At 66.5% G+C, this 21,885-nt stretch carries 24 protein-coding genes; 14 read left to right on the top strand and 10 right to left on the bottom strand.

Translation table 11 applies throughout. The annotated features are described in order from the left end of the window. The gene (locus U1700_RS03735) at positions 1–741 is read right to left on the bottom strand and encodes a 16S rRNA (uracil(1498)-N(3))-methyltransferase (protein ID WP_332750271.1); all 741 of its coding nucleotides are present in this window, start codon (positions 739–741) and stop codon (positions 1–3) included. Between the two features lie 140 nt (positions 742–881). Between U1700_RS03735 and U1700_RS03740 the strand changes: the two genes are divergently transcribed. The 3 genes from U1700_RS03740 (at position 882) to U1700_RS03750 (ending at position 3,565) form a co-directional block, all read left to right on the top strand. After that, positions 882–1,178 (top strand): PilZ domain-containing protein, encoded by a 297-nt coding sequence (locus tag U1700_RS03740; RefSeq protein ID WP_332750273.1) that lies wholly within the window; start codon positions 882–884, stop codon positions 1,176–1,178. Between the two features lie 77 nt (positions 1,179–1,255). Next, the gene (ubiA, locus tag U1700_RS03745) at positions 1,256–2,200 is read left to right on the top strand and encodes a 4-hydroxybenzoate octaprenyltransferase (protein ID WP_332750275.1); all 945 of its coding nucleotides are present in this window, start codon (positions 1,256–1,258) and stop codon (positions 2,198–2,200) included. 18 nt (positions 2,201–2,218) lie between these two features. Further along, entirely contained in the window at positions 2,219–3,565 is a 1,347-nt protein-coding gene (locus tag U1700_RS03750) for a TldD/PmbA family protein (protein WP_332750277.1), read from the top strand. 44 nt (positions 3,566–3,609) lie between these two features. On the opposite strand, the gene U1700_RS03755 is transcribed toward U1700_RS03750, so the two are convergent. The 5 genes from U1700_RS03755 to U1700_RS03775 form a co-directional block, all read right to left on the bottom strand. Further along, the gene (locus U1700_RS03755) at positions 3,610–4,470 is read right to left on the bottom strand and encodes a hypothetical protein (protein WP_332750278.1); all 861 of its coding nucleotides are present in this window, start codon (positions 4,468–4,470) and stop codon (positions 3,610–3,612) included. Positions 4,471–4,572: 102 nt separating this feature from the next. Then, a complete protein-coding gene (locus U1700_RS03760) occupies positions 4,573–5,004 on the bottom strand; it encodes a CoA-binding protein (protein ID WP_332750279.1) in 432 nt (143 codons plus the stop codon). A gap of 31 nt (positions 5,005–5,035) precedes the next feature. Beyond that, positions 5,036–5,965 carry an Mrp/NBP35 family ATP-binding protein gene (locus tag U1700_RS03765; protein WP_443025873.1) on the bottom strand — a complete coding sequence of 310 codons (930 nt, stop codon included), beginning with the start codon at positions 5,963–5,965 and terminating at the stop codon, positions 5,036–5,038. Further along, complete coding sequence (locus U1700_RS03770; protein WP_332750280.1) at positions 5,965–6,264, bottom strand: CcdB family protein; 300 nt, start codon at positions 6,262–6,264, stop codon at positions 5,965–5,967. The genes U1700_RS03765 and U1700_RS03770 overlap by 1 nt, the downstream gene beginning before the upstream one ends. Then, the gene (locus U1700_RS03775) at positions 6,265–6,522 is read right to left on the bottom strand and encodes a type II toxin-antitoxin system CcdA family antitoxin (protein ID WP_332750282.1); all 258 of its coding nucleotides are present in this window, start codon (positions 6,520–6,522) and stop codon (positions 6,265–6,267) included. Positions 6,523–6,615: 93 nt separating this feature from the next. Between U1700_RS03775 and hflK the strand changes: the two genes are divergently transcribed. The 3 genes from hflK (at position 6,616) to U1700_RS03790 (ending at position 10,208) form a co-directional block, all read left to right on the top strand. Then, positions 6,616–7,710, top strand: coding sequence for an FtsH protease activity modulator HflK (gene hflK / locus U1700_RS03780; protein WP_443025901.1), 1,095 nt, complete (start codon positions 6,616–6,618; stop codon positions 7,708–7,710). Next, positions 7,707–8,561 carry a protease modulator HflC gene (gene hflC / locus U1700_RS03785; RefSeq protein ID WP_332750285.1) on the top strand — a complete coding sequence of 285 codons (855 nt, stop codon included), beginning with the start codon at positions 7,707–7,709 and terminating at the stop codon, positions 8,559–8,561. The genes hflK and hflC overlap by 4 nt, the downstream gene beginning before the upstream one ends. A gap of 93 nt (positions 8,562–8,654) precedes the next feature. Further along, positions 8,655–10,208 carry a Do family serine endopeptidase gene (locus U1700_RS03790; protein ID WP_332750287.1) on the top strand — a complete coding sequence of 518 codons (1,554 nt, stop codon included), beginning with the start codon at positions 8,655–8,657 and terminating at the stop codon, positions 10,206–10,208. Positions 10,209–10,312: 104 nt separating this feature from the next. Here U1700_RS03790 and U1700_RS03795 read toward each other — a convergent pair whose 3' ends face one another. Beyond that, positions 10,313–11,185, bottom strand: coding sequence for a hypothetical protein (locus tag U1700_RS03795; RefSeq protein WP_332750289.1), 873 nt, complete (start codon positions 11,183–11,185; stop codon positions 10,313–10,315). A 233-nt stretch (positions 11,186–11,418) separates the two neighbouring features. Here U1700_RS03795 and U1700_RS03800 point away from each other — a divergent pair, with 233 nt between their 5' ends. Continuing rightward, the gene (locus tag U1700_RS03800) at positions 11,419–11,817 is read left to right on the top strand and encodes a nuclear transport factor 2 family protein (RefSeq protein WP_332750290.1); all 399 of its coding nucleotides are present in this window, start codon (positions 11,419–11,421) and stop codon (positions 11,815–11,817) included. Here U1700_RS03800 and U1700_RS03805 read toward each other — a convergent pair. Next, the gene (locus U1700_RS03805; protein ID WP_332750291.1) at positions 11,814–12,533 is read right to left on the bottom strand and encodes a Crp/Fnr family transcriptional regulator; all 720 of its coding nucleotides are present in this window, start codon (positions 12,531–12,533) and stop codon (positions 11,814–11,816) included. The genes U1700_RS03800 and U1700_RS03805 overlap by 4 nt on opposite strands. Before the next feature lie 176 nt (positions 12,534–12,709). After that, the gene (locus U1700_RS03810) at positions 12,710–13,174 is read right to left on the bottom strand and encodes an Lrp/AsnC family transcriptional regulator (protein WP_332750293.1); all 465 of its coding nucleotides are present in this window, start codon (positions 13,172–13,174) and stop codon (positions 12,710–12,712) included. 214 nt (positions 13,175–13,388) lie between these two features. On the opposite strand from U1700_RS03810, the gene U1700_RS03815 reads away from it, so the two are divergent. Genes U1700_RS03815 through cysN form a run of 7 tightly spaced genes read left to right on the top strand, consistent with a single transcriptional unit; the run spans position 13,389 to position 20,614 of the window. Continuing rightward, positions 13,389–13,709 (top strand): DUF2849 domain-containing protein, encoded by a 321-nt coding sequence (locus U1700_RS03815; RefSeq protein WP_332750295.1) that lies wholly within the window; start codon positions 13,389–13,391, stop codon positions 13,707–13,709. Further along, the gene (locus U1700_RS03820) at positions 13,709–15,385 is read left to right on the top strand and encodes a nitrite/sulfite reductase (protein ID WP_332751123.1); all 1,677 of its coding nucleotides are present in this window, start codon (positions 13,709–13,711) and stop codon (positions 15,383–15,385) included. Before U1700_RS03815 ends, U1700_RS03820 begins: the two co-directional genes overlap by 1 nt. Continuing rightward, positions 15,372–15,854, top strand: coding sequence for a DUF934 domain-containing protein (locus U1700_RS03825; protein WP_332750297.1), 483 nt, complete (start codon positions 15,372–15,374; stop codon positions 15,852–15,854). Before U1700_RS03820 ends, U1700_RS03825 begins: the two co-directional genes overlap by 14 nt. Beyond that, complete coding sequence (locus U1700_RS03830; protein WP_332750298.1) at positions 15,851–16,576, top strand: phosphoadenylyl-sulfate reductase; 726 nt, start codon at positions 15,851–15,853, stop codon at positions 16,574–16,576. Before U1700_RS03825 ends, U1700_RS03830 begins: the two co-directional genes overlap by 4 nt. After that, positions 16,573–18,015 carry a siroheme synthase CysG gene (gene cysG, locus U1700_RS03835; protein WP_332750299.1) on the top strand — a complete coding sequence of 481 codons (1,443 nt, stop codon included), beginning with the start codon at positions 16,573–16,575 and terminating at the stop codon, positions 18,013–18,015. Before U1700_RS03830 ends, cysG begins: the two co-directional genes overlap by 4 nt. Continuing rightward, positions 18,012–18,929: a sulfate adenylyltransferase subunit CysD gene (gene cysD, locus U1700_RS03840; protein ID WP_332750301.1), complete on the top strand. Its 918-nt coding sequence runs from the start codon at positions 18,012–18,014 to the stop codon at positions 18,927–18,929. The genes cysG and cysD overlap by 4 nt, the downstream gene beginning before the upstream one ends. Next, positions 18,929–20,614: a sulfate adenylyltransferase subunit CysN gene (gene cysN / locus U1700_RS03845; RefSeq protein WP_332750303.1), complete on the top strand. Its 1,686-nt coding sequence runs from the start codon at positions 18,929–18,931 to the stop codon at positions 20,612–20,614. The genes cysD and cysN overlap by 1 nt, the downstream gene beginning before the upstream one ends. On the opposite strand, the gene lysA is transcribed toward cysN, so the two are convergent. After that, positions 20,611–21,873, bottom strand: coding sequence for a diaminopimelate decarboxylase (gene lysA, locus U1700_RS03850; protein ID WP_332750304.1), 1,263 nt, complete (start codon positions 21,871–21,873; stop codon positions 20,611–20,613). The two genes, cysN and lysA, sit on opposite strands and share 4 nt — an antisense overlap. Positions 21,874–21,885 lie beyond the last annotated feature (12 nt).

Below are 21,885 nucleotides of genomic sequence, written 5' to 3' on the forward strand. Positions count from 1 at the left end.
CTACTTCCAGTCGCCAGCGAACGCCATCCATCCCGCCACTGCCGCCAGTGCCGCCGTCTCGGCGCGCAGGATCCTGGGCCCGAGCGAGATCGCCTTCACCCCCGCCGTCGCCCGGATCATCGCGCGCTCCTCACTCGTAAACCCGCCCTCGGGCCCGGTCAGGATCAGCCCCGGCCCAGGTGCAAACGCCTTCGCCATCGGCTCCCCGCCGGTCTCGTCGGCAAAATACAGTGTCCGCGCCGGGTCGCGATCCTGCAGCATCCGCTCCAGCGCGACCGGTTCATCGATTGCCGGCAGCATCGTCCGCCCGCATTGCTCCGCCGCCTCGACCGCGATCGATCGCAGCCGCTCGCCCTTGATCCGCTCGACCACTGTCCGTCGGGTCATCACCGGCAACAGCCTGGCCACGCCAAGCTCGGTCGCTTTCTCGACCAGCCAGTCGAGTTGGGTCCGCTTGACCGGCGCGAACGCTAGCCACAGGTCGGGCACCGCTTCGGCCACTTTCGTTCGCCGCTCGACCGTCAACTGCATCGATTTGCGTGTCATCTGCGCCACGGTTGCGATCCATTCGCCGCTTGCCTCGTCAAACAGCAACACCTGTCCCCCGACCGCCAGCCGCAGCACATTGCCCAGATAATTGGCCTGCGCACTGTCGAGCGTGACCGTCGCCTGCTCTGACAGCGCCGCCTCCACGAACAGGCGCGGAAGCGATTTGGGGGGCCAGGCGGGGGTTGCAGGCATGGCCACGGCTTAGCCTGCCGCCGCGGTCCCCGCCAGCATCGCACCGCTCCGGTCGCAATCCTGCCTCACAACGGCGGCAACTTGTGTTACTGACAGGCAGAATCGCCAATGGGGGGCCATGAATTGCGATGACTAAGGACATGAAACCCATCGAGCGCCGGACGGCGCGGCTCCCGTTCGACGCCGAGATCGACCTTCGCCGAACTCGCGGAATGAAATATCAGGTGACCGTCCGCGACTTCTCGCCAGAAGGCTGCTCGATCAACCTGGTCGATCGGGTCGAACTGGACGAGATTATCTGGATCAAGTTTCCGGGGCTCGAAAGCCTCGAGGCCGATGTCTGCTGGACCCGCGATTTCGTCGCCGGTGTCGAGTTCAGGAAGCCGCTCCACCCCTCGGTCTTCGCCATGCTGCTGGAACGCCAGAAGGCCGCCTGACCGGGGCGGAGGCTTCAGCCTGGACAATTTCCGCCCGGCCCGCGACACGCGCCCCGCGCTTCGCTAGACCCGCCCCAGTGACCGACTCCCGCACCATCCCCGACATTGTCCCCGATAGTGAGGCGCGCGGCCTGATCGGTGCGCTCCCCGCCGCGCTCCGTCCGCTCGCCAGCCTGATGCGGCTCGACCGCCCGATTGGCGCGTGGCTGCTTTACTGGCCGTGCGCGTGGAGCGTCGCGCTCGCCGGGGTCGGCGGCCACTGGCTCCTGTTCGCCTGGCTCGCACTCGGCGCCTTCGCGATGCGCTCGGCCGGCTGCGTCTATAACGACATCGTCGACCGCGACCTCGACGCCCGGGTCGAGCGCACCCGCCTTCGCCCCCTCGCCAGCGGCCGCACCAGCCTTCGCGCCGCCTGGATTCTGACCCTCGCGCTATGCCTCGTCGGCCTGATCGTCCTGCTCCAGCTCCCCCGAACCGCCCAATATGCCGCGCTCGCCTCGATCCTCCCCGTTGCCGCCTACCCGTTTATGAAGCGCATCACCTGGTGGCCGCAGGCGTGGCTAGGACTGGTCTTCTCATGGGGCGCGATCGTCGGCTGGCCGGCGGTCACCAGCTCTCTCGCTGCCCCCGCGCTGTGGCTGTGGGCGGGAAGTATCGCCTGGGTGATCGGCTACGACACGCTCTACGCCGTCCAGGATATCGAGGATGACGCCCTCGTCGGGGTCAAGAGCAGCGCCCGCCGCCTCGGCCGCCACGCCGCCACTGGAATCGCCATCTGCTACATTGCCGCGCTCGCCGGATGGGGACTGGCGATCTGGAGTGTCCAGCCGCGCGCCCTCGCACTTCTCACCCTGCTCCCCGCGACGCTTCACCTTGCGAGCCAGGTCGCCCGCGCCGACCCCGCCAACGGCACCCTCGCGCTCGCGCTGTTCCGCTCGAACCGCACGACGGGACTGCTCGTCTTCCTTGCAATGCTCACGGTTGGACTCGCGTCGGCAGGCAGCTTGTCCGCAGCCACCTGACCGCCTAACTCGCCTGCCATGCTTACCCCAGACCAAGCCCGCGACACCGCCGCCGCCCTCGTCGAGCGCGCCCGCGCAGCTGGCGCGGACACCGCCGACGCCATCTATATCGGCGGCCTGTCGCAATCGGTGCAGGTGCGCATGGCCGCGCTCGAGGATGTCTCCTCGTCCGAAGGCGAGCAGATCGGGCTTCGCGTCTTTCGTGGGCACCGTTCGGCCAGCGTCGCCTCCTCGGCGCTGACCCCCGACGCGCTCGCGATCCTTGTCGATCGCGCGCTCGCCATGGCTGCCGAAGCCCCCGAGGATCCCTATGCCGGGCTCGCCCCGTCCGAACTGCTCCTCCAAGACACCGCCGCCGACCTCGACAGCTTCGACCCGACCCATGTCGACCCCGCCGAGCTCAAGGCCCGCGCGCTCGAGGCGGAGGCCGCCGCCCTCGCCATCCCGCGCATCACCAACAGCGGCGGCGCCTCGGCCTCCGTTTCGCAGTCGGTCCTCGCGCTCGCCACCTCGGCGGGCTTCGCCGCCGCCTCGCGCTCCTCGGGCCACGGCATCTCGGCCAGCGTCGTCGCGGGCGAGGCCGGTGCGCTTCAGCGCGACTATGATTATGACAGCGCCCGCTTCTTAGCCGACCTCGAGGAGGCCCAAATCATCGGCCAGCGCGCCGGCCGCCGCGCCGCCGCCCGGCTCGACCCGGTCAAACCCGTCTCGGGCCGGATGGCGGTCATCTTTGACCCGCGCGTCGCCTCCTCGCTGCTCGGCCATTTCGTCGGCGCGATCAGCGGGTCGAGCATCGCCCGCAAGTCGAGCTTCCTGATCGACAAGCTCGGCGCGCAAATCTTCGCCCACGGCATCGACATCCACGACGATCCCCATCGTCAGCGCGGCCTCCGCTCGCGCGCCTTCGATGGCGAGGGGCTCCCCACCTCGGCGCGCAAGCTGATCGACAACGGCACCCTCACCGGCTGGATCGCCGACAGCGCCGCCGCCCGCCAGCTCGGCATCATGCCCACCGGCCACGCCGTCCGTGGCGTCTCGGGCGCGCCCGGCGCCGGCCCCGGCAACCTTTACCTCGCTGCCGGCACCCGCACCCCGTCCGAACTCCTCGCCGCCCACCCCCGCGCCGTCCTGATCACCGAACTCATCGGCATGGGCGTCAACGGCGTCACCGGCGACTACAGCCGCGGCGCCGCGGGCTTCCTAGTCGAACATGGCGAGATCGTCGGCCCGATCAGCGAGATTACCATCGCCTCGACCCTGCTCGACATGTTTGCGAGCCTCGAGCCCGGCAACGACCTCGCCCTGCGTCGAGGCATCGACAGCCCGACCGTGATGATCCCGGAGATGATGATCGCTGCGGCGTAAGGCTTCGGCGCTGGACCTGCCTGGCCCAGCGCCGTCACAAAAGCCTAATCCGCCTCATGCCCATCTGCATCGAGCGCCCAGAACACGTGCGTCAGCTGCTTGCCGCCACCGGGCAACGAACGGCTGAACATGTCGGGCCGTCCCTTGCCGTCGCGATGGGTCGCGGCGCCCCACTCGGCGCGCGTATCGCCCGCATCAGGAAGCGCCTGCGGCACCGCCTTGCCGACCTGCCGCACCCCGAAATTGGTTGCCGCCGTGCTCGTCGTGTAGCCGTCCGCATGATTATAGATGAGGCCCAGCTCTGCGGTATCGTGGTCATTAGGATGCTTGTTGTTCGGTCCATAGTCAAATCCGCTGACGACCCCGCCCTGCGGCGCGTTGGTATAGTCCATGCAGCTGCCGGTGTTGTAGTTTGCGAATGCCTCGTCCTGGTGCCCGAGCCCGAAATCATGGCCGATTTCCTGGCACGCGACCATCGCCCGCCACTCGGGTTTGTTATATTGGGCGGTGTTGAAATAGCTGTCGTTGAGCTTGGTCGTCCCCGACGTGATGTGCGACGAAGCATCCGCCGTGATCGAGGCGATCCCCAGCCAGCCGCGATTGCCATAGCTGTCGTTGCATACCAGCACTTGCCCGGTAATCGGGCTGCAACGCTTGGCGCTGGTTCCGCCCGGCGCCGCCTGGTTGGTCAGGCTCAGAATCGACCGCCCGTTCCAGTCGGTATTGATTGCCGTATCGACGTAGGTCGTCCACTGAGAAGTCACCGCCTTGTTGACCTTGAGCGACAGCGTCGATCCAGTCTTGGCCCAATGATAATTGCCCCAGGCATTATTCGCCATCGTCGGCGTCGCACCGGCGAGCGCAACGCCGGCCAGAAGTGCGGCGCGCAAAATCTTGCTGATCATATCCTGCCCCCTTGTGAACGTCGTCGGATGCAACACTTCCGCGACGGACGAGGCGGCGGACACGGTTTTGTCCGCCTTCACCCAGTTCGAGTCAAGCCGAGGCTATTCAGTCTGCGCGCGCGCCCCGCTCCGCGTAAGCTCGATCTTGAGGCACTTGTCCTCGACCACCTTCAATCCCGCCGCCTCGGCCCTGGCCGCTGCCTCGGCATTGGCGATGCCAAGCTGCATCCACACCGCCTTGGCCCCCGCCGCAATCGCCTCGTCGACCGCCGGGCCAACGTCTTCGCTTTTGCGGAAAATGTCGACGATATCGATCGGCTCGCCAATCTGCGCCAGCTCGCGCCATACAAATTCGCCATGGACATGCTCGCCGGTGATGCGCGGATTGACCGGGATCGTGCGATAGCCGCGATCCTGGACGAATTTCATCACCCCGTATGACGCCCGGTCGGGGCGGTCCGATGCGCCGATGATGGCGATCGTCTTCGCGCTCGCAAGCAGCGCATCAATCTCGGCGTCGGTGGTCAGCGGCACGTCATTTCTCCTGTTCCACTCCACCAATGCCTCAGCGAGCGACTTTCTCCATCTGCGCCAGCAAGGCCCTCGCCAGCGCCGCAAACGCCGCTCCCGCCGGACCGTCGCTTGCCGCCGGCGGCGTGCCCGCATCCGATGCCTCGCGCAGGCTCGCCGACAAAGGCAGTCGCCCAAGGAAGGGGATCCCCAGCCGACCCGCCGCCGCCTCCGCGCCCCCGCTCCCGAACGGGTCCGAACTTTCGCCGCAATGCGGGCAGGCATAGCCCGCCATATTTTCGATCAGCCCGACGATCGGCACCCCCGTTTTCCCGAACAGGTCGATCGCCCGCTCGGCGTCGATCAGCGCCAGATCCTGCGGCGTCGACACGATCACCGCCGCCGCCGGCCGCGCCTTCTGCACCAGTGACAATTGCACGTCCCCGGTTCCGGGCGGCAGGTCGACCAGGATGATCTCGGTATCCCCCCACGCCCCGTCGATCAGCTGCGCCAGCGCGCCCGCCGCCATCGGCCCGCGCCACGCCAGCGCCTGACCCGCCGGAACCAGCTGCCCGACCGACAATAATCGCACCCCCTGCGCCTCGACCGGGATCAGCGTCTTGTCCCGCGCCTCGGGCCGCGCCGTGGTGCCCAGCAAACGCGGCTGCGACGGCCCGTAAATATCGGCATCGATCAGCCCGACGCGCTTGCCCATCCGCGCCAGCGCGACCGCCAGGTTGGCCGACACGGTCGACTTGCCGACCCCGCCCTTGCCGCTGGCGATGGCGATGATCGTCCGCCCCTGCTTGGCTGCGGTCATCGCGATCCGCACCTCGCTGGCGCCCGCCGCCTTCTCGCTCGCCTCGATCCGTTCGTACAGGGCCTCGCGCTCGACCTTCTCCAGCCCGCCCCCGTCGACAATCAGCGTGACAACGCCCCCCGCCTCCTTGCGCGATCGAATGCGAACGCCGTCATCCTCGGTCATCAATATCCACCGATCAGGAAATCGATCGCGGTAACGATCGCGTGATGGTCACCGGCAAGCGATCCGACCGGCTCCCCAAGCTCGGTCATCGACAGAGAGGCGACATATTGCGGACTGAGCTGATAGTCGGCACCCGCGAACGAAAGAACCGGATTGAATCGCTCGGCCGGGACCGGGGCTTTGTCGATCGGCAGCATGGCGATCACGAACCGAGTTGGCAGATGGGCAAGCACGTCGCTCTGGCAATCGACCACCGGTACGTCCGATCCCTTCGGCCGATAGACGTCATACTGGCTCAATCAGAATTTCCGAAATTGTGAAAGCGGAATGCCGTTGGTCTCGATCCATGAGTGGTTCGATTCGAGCGCCACGCGATTGGCAGCCAGCCACTCTGCTTCGCGCCGCGCCTTGACCGCTCGCGCCAGCCCTTCCTCGCATGAACGTGATACGTTGATCCCGCGCTGCTTGGCCTCCGCGACCAGCGCTTCCGACAGCGAGACGTTGGTTGCCCGCTTGCGTGAAGCGGCAGGGTCTGAGCGGTGCGATCGGCTTGCCATCATGCGCATATATTATGCGCATTCAGGTTGCGCAACGGTCGCATCCGCTCGCTTCCCCTGTTTTTCCGACCGCGCCGTGCCTATACACTGTTCATGACCAATTTGATCGGGCGATTGTTCGCCGACAGCAAGGGGCCGTGGGGCTCGGGCAGCCATGATGAAGAGGGCGTGAAGCCCGCGCCTCATGATGACGCGCCTTCGCCCGCTGAAAATCCGTGGGGCCGCCCATCCGAAGGCCCGACCGGGCGCACGCCCGGCACTCCCAATCTCGAGGAACTGCTGCGTCGCGGACGCCAGAAGTTTGGCGGCGGTGGCGGTGGCAATAATGGCGGCGCTAGCGGCGGGATCGGCTTTCGCCCCGATGGATCGATCTTCCTGTGGGCCGCCGCCGCGCTTGCCGCGCTATGGCTCCTGCTGACCTCGATCCACTCGGTCGCCCCCCAGGAGCGCGGCGTCGTCACCCGCTTCGGCCGCTACGCCTACACGCTCTCGCCCGGGGTCGGGATCACCCTGCCCGCGCCGATCGACAAGGTGCGCAAGGTCGATGTCGAAAAGATCCAGACGATCGACCTCGGTTCTGAAGAGAGCGAGACGCTGATGCTGACCGGCGACGGCAATATCATCGATATCGCCTACCAGGTGCGCTTCAATATCCGCGTCCCCGAACAATATCTGTTCGAGCTGGCCCAGCCCGACGAGACCATTCGCCAGGTCGCTGAAAGCGCGATGCGCGCGGCGATCGCCAACGTCACCCTGCGCGACGCCACCCAGAAGCGCGGCGAGATCGAAAACCGCGTCCAGGAGGAAATGCAGCGCGTCCTCGACAGCTATCATTCGGGCGTCCAGGTCCAGGGCATCGCCATCCGCCAGGCCGATCCGCCGGCCAAGGTACTCGACGCCTTCAAGGAAGTGTCGGCGGCGCAGCAGCAGGCGCAAAGCTACATCAATGGCGCCAACGCCTACGCCACCCAGCTGACCGCCAAGGCACAGGGCGAGGCGGTCGCCTTCGACAAGGTCTACGAACAGTATAAGCTTGCCCCCGAAGTCACTCGTCGTCGCATGTATTACGAGACGATGGAGCGCGTGCTGCAAGGCGTCGACAAGACCATCGTCGATGCCCCCGGCGTCAACAATTACCAGTCGCTTCCCGCCGTCACGCGAAGCGCGCCCCAGGGAGCAGCCAAATGAGCTTCCTCTTCCGCCGTCCGCTGGCCAGCGCCGCGATTGCCTTCGCGCTGCTGATCATCCTGCTCAATACGGTCATCGTTGTCCCTGAAACCCGCCAGGCGATCATCACCCGCTTTGGCAAGCCGATCTACATCCTCAACCAGTATCGTCCGAACCAGCCACTCGGCTCCGACGGCGCCGGGCTCAACTGGCGGATCCCGTTCGTCGACAATCTCGTGTGGGTCGACAAGCGCGTGCTCGATGTCGACATGGAAGGCCGCCAAGTCACCTCGACGGACCAGCAGCGGCTCGAAGTCGACGCCTTCGCGCGCTATCGCATCGTCGATCCGCTGCGCATGTATATCCGCGCCCGCTCGGTCGACGGCTTGCAGGCCGCGCTGGTCCCCAACCTCGGCTCCGAACTCCGCAACGAACTGGGCAAGCGCCCGTTCGCCTCGCTGCTATCGCCCGAACGCGAAGGCGTGATGGACAATGTCCGACGCGGTCTCGACCGGGTCGCTCGCCAGTACGGCGCCGAAGTGATCGATGTCCGCATCAAGAAGGCCGACCTGCCCACCGGCACGCCGCTCGACAGCGCCTTCGACCGGATGCGCACCGCGCGCGAACAGGAAGCCCGCTCGATCCGCGCAGAAGGCGCCAAAACGGCGCAGATCATCCGCGCCCAGGCCGATGCCGATGCGTCAAAAATCTACGCGACCAGCTTCAACAAGGATGCGTCCTTCTATGATTTCTACCGCGCGATGCAGTCCTACCAGACCACGATCGTCGGCGATGGCGTGAACAAGCCCAACCCGACCACGGTCATCCTCTCGCCGCAAAGCGAGTATCTCAAGCAATTCTCGGGGCGCTGATCGGGGCACGGCGTCTGCCACCGTTCAAATCGCGTTCATGCAATCAACCTAGCGTCGGGCCCAGTTACGCTTAAATAGATGAGGGTTTTTCGAATGAGTTTCCTCAAGGAGTCTCCGATCGTGCGCTACGCTTATGGAGTAACCGGTGCCCTGCTGATCGGCGGCACCGCTTTCTCGCTCGCCACCGGTCCGGTTGGCGCCCAGGTTGCGCAAAACTCGCCGACCGCCATGTCCCCGCGCCCCGGCGCGCCGATGAGCTTTGCCGATCTCGCCGCCCGTCTCCAGCCGGCAGTGGTCAACATCTCGACCAAGCAGCGCGTCGCGGTGAAGCAGCAGTCGGACCCGTTCGAACAATTCTTCCGCCAGTTCGGCGGCCAGGCCCCGGGCCAGCAGGAACCCGCCCCCAACGGCGGCCAGCCCCAGACCCGCGAGGCCGGCTCCTTGGGGTCGGGCTTCATCATTTCGCCCGATGGCTACATCGTCACCAACAACCATCTCGTCGCTGGCGAAAATGGCGGCACCGTCGACACCGTCACCGTGATCATGACCAACCGCAAGGAATATACGGCGCGGATCATCGGCCGCGACACGGCCTCCGATCTTGCCCTGCTCAAGATTGACGGCACCAACCTGCCGTTCGTCAACTGGGGCGATTCAACCCGTTCGCGCGTCGGTGACTGGGTCATCGCGATCGGCAATCCCTATGGGCTGGGCGGCACCGTCACCGCCGGCATCGTCTCGGCGCTCCATCGCGGGATCACCGGCAACGGCGCCTACGACCGCTATATCCAGACCGATGCCAGCATCAACATGGGCAATTCGGGCGGTCCGATGTTCGATCTCAACGGCAATGTCATCGGCATCAACTCGGCGCTGATCTCGCCGACCGGGGCCAGCGTCGGCATCGGCCTCGCCATCCCCGCCGAGCTTGCCCAGCCGGTCATCGAGACGCTGCGCCGGGGCCAGCGCCCGTCGCGCGGCTATCTCGGCGTCAGCCTCCAGCCGCTCGACGAGAATATCGCCGCCTCGCTCGGCATTCCCAAGGACCAGGGCGAACTCGTCCGCGCGCTCGTGCCCGGTCAGGCCGGCGCCAAGGGCGGGCTCCAGCAGGGCGACGTGATCCTTCGCGTCGGTGGCCAGCAGGTCACCCCCGACCAGACCGTCAGCTATCTCATCGCCAACAGCCAGGTCGGCGCGCGCGTACCGCTGGAGATCTTCCGTGACGGCAAGCGCCAGGCGCTCGGCATCACGGTCGGCCAGCGTCCGGCCGAGGACGTCGTCGCCAAGCAGGCCGGTGGCGGCAGCGATGACGGCAGTGATGACGGCGTTCCCACCGGCCCCGCGACCAAGGCGCTCGGCCTCTCGCTCCAGCCGCTCACCGGGCAGATCGCCCAAGCGCTGAGCCTACCCCCCGGCGCGCACGGCGTCGTCGTCACCGCGGTCGATCCGTCGTCCGATGCGGCGGACAAGGGGCTGAAGCGTGGCGACGTGATCATCTCGGCCAACCGCGTGCCGGTCACGACCCCGGCGCAAGTCAGCAGCGTCGTCGCGGCGGCGCGTGCCGCTGGTCGCACCGGTGTCCTGCTGCTCGTCAAGCGCGGCAATCAGCCAGAGGCCTTCTTCGGCATCAACATCATCCCGCGCTAAACGGGCAATGCGCTGAACTGACTTGGCTATGTGCGGGCCCCTCCACGCCGCCTCAAACCGGGGCGGAATGGAGGGGCGCGAGACAGGCCGCGTCGGCCGAACAATCAGCCTGCGGGCTGGCTCGCGGCTTTCTCACCCTTTGCACCGGCGAGCCCGCATTGCGCCTGCTCCATCGGGATCTGCTTGGTGATGCGGGTCGCATTCTCGGCGTAAGCCTCGGTCACCGACCCGTGGTTCACCGTCTTGGAGCGCAGCGGGCTGACGCCCTGGCAAATATGGAAGACGTGCGGCGTCGCGGACTTCTTGGCCCCACCCTCCGGCGCGATCCAGTAGACGATGTTCTGACCGGTCGGATGGGCCGCGTCCTTGGTCGCCTCGGCCACCGTCTTGGAATCGCGGGCGATGTCCTGCGCCTGGGCGGCGACTTCGGGCGAACAGGCCGTCGTCGGCTGGCCAGCCTTGATCTGGTCCGCGCAGCTGTTCATGTCCTTGGTATATTGCTCGACCGACGGCGGGTTCCAGCTCACCCCGATCAGCGTCGCGACCACCGCCAGGACGGCACCCACGCCGCCCGCGACCTTCTTGTTTTTCGGATCCATGTCCTTGTCCATGAAGATCAGGACAACCAGCGGCAGGAAGGCGACCAGCGTGATGATCGCGCCGAGCTGGTTCTGGAAAAAGAATTTGGCCTTGTCGGACGCTCGAGCCGGGTCCTGCTTGTTGGCCGCCTTCCACATCAGGCTGCCGGCAATCGCGAAGATTGCGATCCCGACCAGGATACCGATCAGCAGCGGCAGATTGCCGTGATCGAACTTGTGCTGGCGAAGGAGCACGATCCCGAAGATTTCGCCGCCAATGGCGACGATCCATGCGAGCGCCGCGAAGATGCGCAGGCGCTTGGCGGCCGCGCCCTGGTCGTGCGTCGCGCGCCATTCCTTGGTGACGTCGACTTCTGCCGCTGGCTTGTCGTCGGACATGCTCACATCCCCCTTTGCACACTTGCGCTGTATGGGTAGGATTGGCCGACGTAGCGGTCATGATCAACCCCGGCTGGACAAGAATTGACATTTAGGGCGTGGTCGGGCTGCGGCCAGCTCGATCGACGCCAAGTCGGCAATTACGCGCGGCAGGATATTCTCGGTGCGATTACCGGGAAGGGAGCAGGATTTGGGTTGCTATCTTAGGAAACGCTTTGTTGGCGGACACGTCCGTGGCCACTGATCATGCAGCCATCCTGTGCGCGCTGGAGGAGCGCTGGCGGGCGGCATTGCTCGCCCGCGACAAGGACGCACTGCGCACCCTGATTCGTCCCGAATTCCGGCTCGTCGGGGTCCGCCAGTCGGGCGAAGCGCTGTCGATCGACGTCGACCACTGGATCGCCGCGCTCGACCGCATGGATATCGTCACGGTCGAGATGCACGTCATCGACGCGGTCGGGACCGACGACACCATCGTCGGCACACTCGATGCCTGCTGGAAGGTCCGCTACCTCGGCCAGACGATCGACGAGCGGGTGCTGCTGACCGACGTCTGGGTCAAGAACGGTGACGATTGGCAAGTCCTGCGCCGCCACACCAGCTTCATCCCCGCCGCCAAGGCGCGAAACTAGCTTCCGCCAACCTCGTGCTGCCGCGCCCCGACATGCAAATAGCGCGGGTCGAAATCCGCCACTTCGGCCATTTTCTGCCAGTCGGCGATCACGATCATCCGCTTCGACCGCTGGATATGCCCCTCGGCTTCCAACCGCATCAGCGTCCGGTTGACGTGCACCGGGGTCAGCGACACGGCGTCGGCCAGCTGTTCCTGGCTGATCGGCAGCATATATTCGGTCTGCTTGCCAAGCTCGGCCAGCTCCATCCGCAGCGCAATCTCGCACAATAGATGCGCAATCCGCTTGCGCGCGTCGCGCCGCCCGATGTTGAGGATCCATTCGCGGAAGATCGAACCTTCGACCAGTGTCTCATACCACATCGCCATGCCGATCGTGGGATGGCCGAACGCAACCTTGCGGATCGCCTCGATCGGCACCAGCGCCAGCCGCCCGTGGGTCAGCATCTGCACATTATGATCGGCGGTCCCCAGCAGCGAGTTCTGCAGGTCGACGAGGTCGCCCTTCATGTGGATCGACAATATCTGCCGCCCGCCGTCCCCGGCCAGCTTGTGGCGATAGGCAAATCCCGACAGCAACAGCCCGCAATGTTGCGGCCGGTCGCCATCCCATACAACATATTGGCCAAGATCGAGCTCACGCTCGATGAACGGCAACGCCATGATCGCTGCCTCGTCCTCCACGCTGAGCGTTGCCCAGCGCGACAGTTTGCGCACGACGGGCGCAAGCGGATGATCCAGACACTCGGTACTCACACGGCTCTCCGCAAGGCGGGAGCACAAGCATCTCTCAGCCACCAGTAAGCCACGTTAGTGCGCTGGTGATGGGTCGACCTTATACTTAATCAAGCCGGATTTCTAATTTATTTTCAAATATTATAGAGTTTTAGCGCTCACCGTCGCTCGATTGGCAATGGATAGGCAGTGGTCGACTTGACCCGCTCCATCGCAAACCGCGACGTCACATTCTTGCACGGCACAGTCCCGACCAGCCGCTTGTAGAAGGCGTCGTAATCGCTCATCCCCGGCACCGCGACGCGCAGCAGATAGTCGACGTCTCCCGCCAGCCGGTGGACATCCATCACTTCGGGCATCGCCGACACTTTCGCCGCAAAGCTCTCGATCCATTCGGCGCTATGATCCCCGCTCTCGATCTCGACGAACACCGTCAGGCCAAGCCCGATCGCCTGCGGGTCGAGGATCGCCACCCGCCGCTGGATGACGCCCGCCTGTTCCAGCTTCTGGATCCGCCGCCACGCCGGCGTTTGCGACAGATGGACTCGCGCCGCGATCTCGGCGACCGGCAGCGACGCATCCTCCTGCAGGATCGCCAAAATCTTGAGGTCCGTCTGATCCATTTCGTGCCGTCCCGTCTGGCCGCAAGAATATGCTCGCTGGCCGTGCCCCCGTGAAAGATTGACGCCTTTTGCAGGGCGCCGTTCCCAAAAGCGCCTGCGACAAGTATCTGCCATCACACTGGCGTTCCGCGCGCCACTACCCGGCAGCCCAGGCGATTTGCAAGATGATCTTGGAATATTATTCTCAATTAGCGCCGCAAGGTGAGCGGCCATAATGGACGCCAAGCGCCCCGCCCTGCCGTTTGTCCTGACCGCCAATGACACGCTGTCGGGCTACACCGTCTATCATGACGGCGCCGCCTGGGTGCCCAGACTCGCCGACGCGCAGGTCGCGACGGACGCCGATGCCGCCGACGCGCTCGATGCCCTCGGCCGCGCCGAGCTTGTCCGCGGCGCGATCATCGACCCCTATCTCGCCGGGGTCACTCTCTCGCCCGACGGCAAGATCGCCCCGCGCCACTATCGCGACATCTACCGCCTGTCGGGCCCGACGATCGCCTTTGCCGGCCCCGCCTTCGTGCCCGGAGAGCAATGATGTACCGCTACGACGAATTTGACGACGCCATCGTCCGCGAACGCGCCGCGCAATTCCGTGGGCAGGTCGAGCGCCGCATCGACGGCTCGCTGACCGAGGAGGAGTTTACCCCCCTCCGCCTGATGAACGGCCTTTATCTTCAGCTTCACGCCTATATGCTGCGCGTCGCGGTCCCCTACGGCACGCTCAATTCAAGGCAGCTCCACCAGCTCGCGCTCATCGCCGACAAATATGACCGCGGCTACGGCCACTTCACCACCCGCCAGAATATCCAGTATAACTGGCCCGTCCTACGCGACATTCCCGACATTCTCGACCTACTCGCCGACGTCGAAATGCACGCCATCCAGACCAGCGGAAACTGTATCCGCAACGTCACTGCCGATCATTTTGCCGGGGTCGCCGCCGACGAGGTCGAGGACCCGCGCCCGACCGCCGAGCTGATCCGCCAATGGTCCACGTTTCACCCCGAATTCAGCTTCCTGCCGCGCAAGTTCAAGATTGCGGTGACCGGCGCCGCCGACGACCGCGCCGCGATCGCGGTTCACGACATCGGCCTCCAGATCCTGCGCAACGACGCTGGCGAGATCGGCTATAAGGTGCTCGTCGGCGGCGGCATGGGCCGCACCCCGTTCATCGCCAAGACGGTCCGCGAATATCTCCCGAAAGCCGAGCTGCTCGGCTATCTTGAAGCGATCATGCGGGTCTATAATCTCGAAGGCCGCCGCGACAACAAGTATAAGGCCCGGGTCAAGATCCTCGTCCACGAAACCGGCACCGAGGCGTTCATCGCCCGGGTCGAGGCCGAATATGCCGCCAATCCCCGCCCCAGCGTTCAGGCCGATCCCGCCGAAGTCGCGCGCATCGCCGCCTATTTCGCGCCCCCCGAATATGAAACCCTTCCCGCCACCTCGCCCAGCTTCGACGCCGCGCGCGCCAGCGACCCCGCGCTCGACCGCTTCGCCGCCAACAACCTCTTTCCCCACAAGATCCCCGGCTACACCGCACTGACCGTCTCGATGAAACCCGTTGGCGCGCCTCCCGGTGACGCCTCGGGCGAGCAGATGCACCGACTTGCCGACATTGCGGCGCGCTACTCGCTCGACGAACTGCGCATCACCCATGTCCAGAATGTCGTCCTGCCGCACGTCCGCCTCGATGACGTCCCGGCGGTCCATGCCGCGCTCGTCGCCGCCGGGCTCGAGACTCCCAACGCCGGCCTGATCACCGACATCATCGCCTGTCCCGGCATGGACTATTGCAAGCTCGCCACCGCGCGCTCGATCCCCATCGCCGAAGCGATCAGCGAGCGCTTCGCCGACCCCGACCGCCAGCGCGAGATCGGCAAGCTGGGGATCAAGATCTCGGGCTGCATCAACGCCTGCGGCCACCACCATGTCGGCGCGATCGGCATCCTCGGGCTCGAAAAAGGCGGGGTCGAAAATTACCAGATCACGCTCGGCGGAGAGCCCGGCACCGATGCCAGCCTTGGCGAACGCCTCGGCGCGGGGATCGACGGAGACGCCGTTCCTGGCGCAATCGAACGGATCGTCGAGACTTACCTGTCGCTCCGCACCAGCGACGACGAAGCCTTCATCGCCACCGTCCGCCGCGTCGGGCTAGACCCGTTCAAGCCCGCGCTCGTGTCACCGGAGGCCGCCGATGCCCTTGCTTGATCGCACCGGTCTCGTGCCCGACCTCTTCACCCGAGACGACCCCGCCGCTCTGGCGATTATCGTGCCGCTGGCCGATCTCGACGCCGCCATCGCCGCTCGCCCTTCCGGCCAGCGGATCGGTGTCGATGTCCCCAACACCGCCGTGCCCACAAGCATCCCGACCCAGGGGGGCATCGACCTGATCGCCGTTGCCTTCCTAAAATTCGCCGATGGTCGCGGGTTCAGCATCGCCAACGCCCTCCGCGAGGGCGGCTATACCGGCACGCTGCGCGCCACCGGCCAAATGCTCCCTGACCAGTTCGCCTTCGCCCTCCAGTGCGGCTTCGACGAGGTGGAGATCGACGACGCCCGCCTTGCCCGCCAGCCGCTCGACCAGTGGCTCTCCGCGCTCGGCGACCTGACCCTCAGCTACCAGTCCTCCCCCGACGGCACCCCCTCGATCTTTGAACGGCGTAAGGCCACCCGTTGAAGGATCTCATCGCCTCGATCACCGGCTCCACCCCGCAGGAACGCCTCGCCTCGCTGCGGGGCGCTGTCGATGGCCGCATCGTCTTCACCACCAGCTTCGGGATCGAGGATCAGGCGCTCACCCACATGATTTTCGACGCTGCCCTCGACATCGCCGTCGTCACGATCGACACCGGCCGTCTCTTTCCCCAGACTTACAAGCTGTGGGCCGACACCGAAGAACGCTATTCGCGCCGGATCGCCGCTTACTATCCCAATGCCGATGCCGTCGCGGGCTTCGTCGCCGATTGGGGCATCAACGGCTTCTACCACGCCGCCGAGGCCCGCTCGGGCTGCTGCGGCGTGCGCAAGGTCGAGCCCTTGCAACGCGCCCTGTCCGGCGCCGCAGGCTGGGTCACCGGGCTTCGCGGCGACCAGTCCGGCGCGCGCGGCGCCGTCCCGCTCGCCGCCTGGGACGAGACCCACGCCCTGGTCAAGGCCGCGCCCCTGCACGACTGGACCCGCGACCAGATTGTCGCCTTCACCACCAGCGAAGCCGTCCCCGTCAACCCGCTCCACGCGGCAGGCTTTCTCTCGATCGGCTGCGAACCCTGCACCCGCGCCGTCGCGCCGGGCGAGCCCGAGCGCGCGGGTCGGTGGTGGTGGGAAAGCGACGAGGCCAAGGAATGCGGCCTCCACATCGGCACCGACGGCACCCTCGTCCGGTCGCGCGTGACGGCATGACCGACCGCCAGCCCCTGCCCACCCCGGCGCGCATCGCCCCCCTCGCCACCTTCCCCGCCTTCCACAAGCTGGAGGGCCGAAAAGTGGTCGTCGCAGGCGGTACCGAAGGCGCCTTGTGGAAGGCCGAACTATTGCTCGCGTGTGGCGCTCAAGTTATTGTTTTGGCTGAGGAAAATGCAGCCCTCTTCGACTCGCTCGATACCGTGTCCAACCGTGTCGCCTTGACCGTCTTGCCCCGCCGCTGGGAAGCCGCCGACCTGACCGGCGCTGCGCTCGCCTTCGCCGACATATCGGACCATGCCGAAGCCCTCGCCTTCGTCGCTGCCGCAAGAGCCGCCGGGGCCCCGGTCAACATCATCGACCAGACCCCGCTGTGCGACTTCCAGCTCGGCACCATCGTCAACCGCTCGCCGGTCATCGTCGCCATCTCGACCAGCGGCGGCGCGCCGATGCTCGGCCAGTCGATCCGCACCCGCATCGAAGGCATCCTCCCCCTCGGCCTCGCCGCCTGGGGTCGCGCCGCGATCGGCTGGCGCCCGCGTCTCAAGCAACGCATCACGACCTTCGCCGAGCGCCGCGACTTCTGGGGCCGCTTCACTGCCCACGCCTGGGACCATATCGACCGCGATCCCGACGAGGCCGATTTCGAAGCCCTCCTCGGCCGCTACGAAGCGTCCGAACGCCGCGGCCGCGTCATCCTCGTCGGCGCCGGTCCGGGCGACCCGGAACTGCTGACCCTGAAAGCCGTCCGCGCGCTCCAGGCCGCCACCGTCATCCTCTACGACGACCTCGTCACGCCCGAAATCCTCGAGCTCGCCCGCCGCGAGGCCCGCCGCATCGCCGTCGGCAAGACCGGCCACGGCCCGTCGTGCAGCCAGGTCGACATTAACGCGCAAGCCGTCACCCTCGCGCTGGCTGGCGAGACCGTCGTTCGCCTGAAGGGCGGCGACCCGCTGATCTTTGGCCGCGCCACCGAGGAGATCGATGCCTGCCACGCCGCCGGGGTCGAGGTGTCGATCATCCCCGGCATCTCCGCCGCACAGGGCGCCGCCGCGTCCCTCGGCTTCTCGCTGACCGAACGCCACCACGCCCGCCGCGTCCAATATGTCACCGGCCACGGCGCCGACGGCAAGCTGCCGACCGACATCGACTGGCCCGCCATCGCCGACCCCAAGGCGACCACCGTCGTCTACATGCCGCGCAAGACGTTGGCCGATTTCGTCGCCGCCGCGATCGCCGCCGGGCTCGATCCGGCAACCCCCGCCGTGGCCGTCGCCTCGGCCACCCGACCCGACCAGCTCCACATCGCCGCCCCGCTCGGCGATCTTGCCGCCCACACCGAAACGCTCCCCGCCGGCGCCCCCGTCCTCGTCATCCTGGGTCAGGTGACCCGCGACGAACTTGCCGCCAGCGCCCCCTTCGCCAAGGCCGCCGAATGAACGTCCCGTCCAGCATCGCTGCCCTCACCCACCTCGAACAGCTCGAGGCCGAGAGCATCCACATCATGCGCGAAGTCGTCGCCGAGACCGATCGCCCGGTGATGCTCTATTCGGTCGGCAAGGATTCGGCGGTGATGCTTCACCTGGCGCGCAAGGCTTTCTTCCCCGCGCCCCCACCGTTCCCGTTGCTCCACGTCGACACGACCTGGAAATTCCGCGCCATGTACGAACTGCGCGACAAGGTCGCCGCGATGAGCGGGATGGAGCTGATCGTCCACAAGAACCCCGAGGCCGAGGCGCTCGGCATCAACCCGTTCGACCATGGCAGCCGCCACACCGACATGTGGAAAACCGAGGGGCTGAAGCAGGCGCTCGACAAATATGGCTTCGACGCGGCCTTTGGCGGCGCCCGGCGCGACGAGGAAAAAGTCCGCGCCAAGGAGCGCATTTTCTCGTTCCGCTCGGCCAGTCACCGCTGGGACCCACGCAACCAGCGCCCCGAGTTGTGGAACCTCTACAACACCCGGCTATCGCCCGGCGAAAGCATCCGCGTCTTCCCGCTGTCGAACTGGACCGAGCTCGACATCTGGCAATATATTTATGCCGAGGACATCCCGATCGTCCCGCTCTACCTCGCGGCGATGCGCCCGACGGTCGAGCGTGACGGCCAGTTGTTCATGGTCGACGATGGCCGCTTCCGCCTGAACCCCGGCGAAGTCCCGGTCGACCGCTCGATTCGCTTTCGCACGCTGGGCTGCTATCCGCTCACCGGCGCGGTCGAGAGCGAGGCCGCGACCCTGCCCGAGATCATCGCCGAAATGCTCGTCGCGACCACGTCGGAACGGCAGGGCCGGGTGATCGACAAGGAAGGCGGCGCGGGGATGGAGATCAAGAAGCAGGAGGGCTATTTCTGATGGCCACCGCTGCCCGCACAATCAACGACCGCGCCCTAAGTCTTCGAGAGGGCGAAGCCCGCGCCGAACTCGACGCCTGGCTCGCGCTCAACGCCAAGAAGTCGCTGCTCCGCTTCCTCACCTGCGGGTCGGTCGACGACGGCAAGTCGACGCTGATCGGGCGCCTGCTCTACGACACGCACACGTTGTTCGAGGACCAGCTCGCGACGCTCGAGATCGACAGCGGCAAGTCGGGCACCCAAGGCGCCGCGCTCGACATGGCGCTGCTCGTCGACGGCCTCGCCGCCGAACGCGAGCAGGGCATCACGATCGACGTCGCCTACCGTTTCTTCTCCACGCCGAAGCGCAAATTCATCGTCGCCGACACCCCCGGCCACGAGCAGTTCACCCGCAACATGGTCACCGGCGCCTCGACCGCCGAGCTCGCCGTGCTGCTGATCGATGCGCGCAAGGGGGTGCTGACCCAGACCCGCCGCCACAGCTTCCTCGTCGACCTGCTCGGCATCCGCAACATCGTGCTGGCGATCAACAAGATGGACCTGGTCGACTATAGCCAAGCCCGCTTCGACGAGATCGTCGCCGATTATCGCGCCTTTGCCGACGAGGCCGGGATCGCCACCTTCACTGCCATCCCCGTCTCGGGCCTCACCGGCGACAATATCGCGACCCGCAGCGCGGCCCTGCCCTGGTACTCGGGCCCCACGCTGATCGAGCATCTCGAAACCGTCCCCGTCGCCGCCCCGGCCGAGGCCGACGCCCCGGCGCGCATGGCGGTCCAGTGGGTCAACCGCCCCAACGCCGCCTTCCGCGGCTATGCCGGCCAGATCGCCAGCGGTAGCGTGCGCCCGGGCGACCGCCTGACCGTCTCGCGCACCGGCCTGTCGTCGACCGTTGCCCGCATCGTCAGCTTCGATGGCGAACTGGCCCACGCCACCGCCGGCCAGTCGGTCACGCTGACGCTCGCCGACGAGCTCGACATTGCGCGCGGCGACATGCTCGCCGCCGAGCCCGTCGCGCTGGCCGCCGGGCTCGACGCCACATTGGTTTGGATGGCCGAGGATCGCCTCGCCCCGCGCCGGTCGTATCTGATGAAGATCGGCACCCAGATGCTGTCGGCCTCGGTCACCGCGATCGACCAGAAGATCGACGTCGATACGCTCGCCCGCGCCCCCGCCACCTCGCTCGGGCTCAACGACATCGCCGACTGCCGGCTCGATCTCGACCGCGCCATCCCGGCGCTGGCCTATGCCGACAATCGCCAGCTCGGCGCCTTCATCCTGATCGACAAGGTCAGCCACGCAACCGTTGCCGCCGGCATGATCCGCTCGCTTCGGGCCGGCGCGCGCACCCGCACCGACGATGACGAGGCCAGCCGCATCCACTGGATCGGCGGCGCCTCGGCAGCGAGGCGCGGCACGCTCATCGGCCATTTGCGCCAGCGCCTCCAGGCGTCGGGCCACCCGGTATTCCTGCTCGACACGGTCGGTCTCGCAGACCTTAATGCCGACCTCGACAGCGCGTCACCCGAGACCCTCCGCCGAGCCCGCGAAGCCGCCCGCCTGCTAGCCCGCGCCGGCGTGCATGTCCTGATCGACACGGGCGCCGGCAAGGCCGATGCCCACCCGGGCCACTACATCGACAGCGACCAACCCGACGCCGACGAAGGCGACGACTGGGTGATCTAACCCAGCCACTCCGGCAACACATCCGCTGCGATCAGTGCCTCGATATCCTGCCGCTCACGGATCACCGCGAACCGGTCCCCCGACACCATCACCTCGGGGGTCAGCGGCCGGCTGTTATAGGTACTCGCCATCGTCGCAGCATAAGCTCCCGCGGTCCTGAACACGACCAGGTCGCCCGCGCCGACCGTCCCCATCGTCCGCCCCGTCGCGAACGTGTCCCCGCTCTCGCAGATCGGGCCGACGACATTGACCGTCATCTGGCTGTTGCCCGGCCTGACCGGGTCGATCGCATGATAGGCATCGTATAGGCTCGGCCGCATCAAATCGTTCATCGCCGCATCGACCACAACAAAGTCGTCCCCGACCCCGGGCTTCACCCGGATGACCTCGGACAGCAGCACCCCGGCATTGGCGACAATCAGCCGCCCCGGTTCGAACACCAGCCGCACATCCCAGTCGGCAGTGATCCGCGCCACCATCGCGCCATATTCGGCCGGCCCCGGGGGATGCGGCATGTCGCGATCATAAGGCACGCCCAGCCCGCCGCCCAGATCGGCAAAGCGAATGTCATGCCCCGCCTCGCGCAATTCCCCGATCAGCGTGCCCACCTTGCCGAACGCGCTCTCCAGTGGTGCAAGGTCGGTCAGCTGGCTGCCGATATGAACCGCCACCCCCTGCACATCCAACGCCGGCAGGTCGCGCGCCGCAGCGTAACAGTCGAGCGCCTCGTCGATCGGCACGCCGAACTTGCTCAGCGCGCCGCCGGTCGCAATCTTCTTGTGGGTCCGCGCATCGACGTCGGGATTGATCCGGAACGCGACCGGCGCGCGCAGGCCCAGCCGATCTGCCACCGCCGACATCATCTCGGCCTCCTCGACGCTTTCCAGGTTGAACTGAAGCAGCCCACCCCTCAGCGCATATTCCATCTCGGCCGCAGTCTTGCCGACGCCCGAGAAAATGATCCGCTCAGGGGGCACCCCCGCCGCAATCGCGCGGCGATACTCGCCGATCGACACGACGTCGGCCCCCAGTCCCTCGCGCGCCAGCGTCGCCAGCACCGCGCCATTGGGATTGGCCTTGACCGCAAAGGCGATCAGCGGATCCCCCGTCGCGGCGACGGCATCGCGAAAAACCTGCGCATGGCGCACCATCGTTGCCGTCGAATAGACATAGACCGGCGTGCCGACGGCCGCGGCGATCGCTGGAAGCGCGACCCCCTCGCAATGAAGGACGCCGCCAGAAACTTCGAAATGATCCATTTTCTTCTTTCG

It is taken from the genome of Sphingomonas sp. RB1R13 (assembly GCF_036663775.1).
Classification (GTDB): domain Bacteria; phylum Pseudomonadota; class Alphaproteobacteria; order Sphingomonadales; family Sphingomonadaceae; genus Sphingomicrobium.

Bases quoted from the DNA above. Each gene is read 5' to 3' on its own strand.
- U1700_RS03735 (WP_332750271.1), bottom strand. From the start codon at position 741: ATGCCTGCAACCCCCGCCTGGCCCCCCAAATCGCTTCCGCGCCTGTTC.
- U1700_RS03740 (WP_332750273.1), top strand. From the start codon at position 882: ATGAAACCCATCGAGCGCCGGACGGCGCGGCTCCCGTTCGACGCCGAG.
- U1700_RS03750 (WP_332750277.1), top strand. From the start codon at position 2,219: ATGCTTACCCCAGACCAAGCCCGCGACACCGCCGCCGCCCTCGTCGAG.
- U1700_RS03755 (WP_332750278.1), bottom strand. From the start codon at position 4,470: ATGATCAGCAAGATTTTGCGCGCCGCACTTCTGGCCGGCGTTGCGCTC.
- U1700_RS03765 (WP_443025873.1), bottom strand. From the start codon at position 5,965: ATGACCGAGGATGACGGCGTTCGCATTCGATCGCGCAAGGAGGCGGGG.
- U1700_RS03775 (WP_332750282.1), bottom strand. From the start codon at position 6,522: ATGGCAAGCCGATCGCACCGCTCAGACCCTGCCGCTTCACGCAAGCGG.
- hflK (WP_443025901.1), top strand. From the start codon at position 6,616: ATGACCAATTTGATCGGGCGATTGTTCGCCGACAGCAAGGGGCCGTGG.
- hflC (WP_332750285.1), top strand. From the start codon at position 7,707: ATGAGCTTCCTCTTCCGCCGTCCGCTGGCCAGCGCCGCGATTGCCTTC.
- U1700_RS03790 (WP_332750287.1), top strand. From the start codon at position 8,655: ATGAGTTTCCTCAAGGAGTCTCCGATCGTGCGCTACGCTTATGGAGTA.
- U1700_RS03795 (WP_332750289.1), bottom strand. From the start codon at position 11,185: ATGTCCGACGACAAGCCAGCGGCAGAAGTCGACGTCACCAAGGAATGG.
- U1700_RS03810 (WP_332750293.1), bottom strand. From the start codon at position 13,174: ATGGATCAGACGGACCTCAAGATTTTGGCGATCCTGCAGGAGGATGCG.
- U1700_RS03815 (WP_332750295.1), top strand. From the start codon at position 13,389: ATGGACGCCAAGCGCCCCGCCCTGCCGTTTGTCCTGACCGCCAATGAC.
- U1700_RS03820 (WP_332751123.1), top strand. From the start codon at position 13,709: ATGTACCGCTACGACGAATTTGACGACGCCATCGTCCGCGAACGCGCC.
- U1700_RS03825 (WP_332750297.1), top strand. From the start codon at position 15,372: ATGCCCTTGCTTGATCGCACCGGTCTCGTGCCCGACCTCTTCACCCGA.
- cysG (WP_332750299.1), top strand. From the start codon at position 16,573: ATGACCGACCGCCAGCCCCTGCCCACCCCGGCGCGCATCGCCCCCCTC.
- cysD (WP_332750301.1), top strand. From the start codon at position 18,012: ATGAACGTCCCGTCCAGCATCGCTGCCCTCACCCACCTCGAACAGCTC.
- cysN (WP_332750303.1), top strand. From the start codon at position 18,929: ATGGCCACCGCTGCCCGCACAATCAACGACCGCGCCCTAAGTCTTCGA.
- lysA (WP_332750304.1), bottom strand. From the start codon at position 21,873: ATGGATCATTTCGAAGTTTCTGGCGGCGTCCTTCATTGCGAGGGGGTC.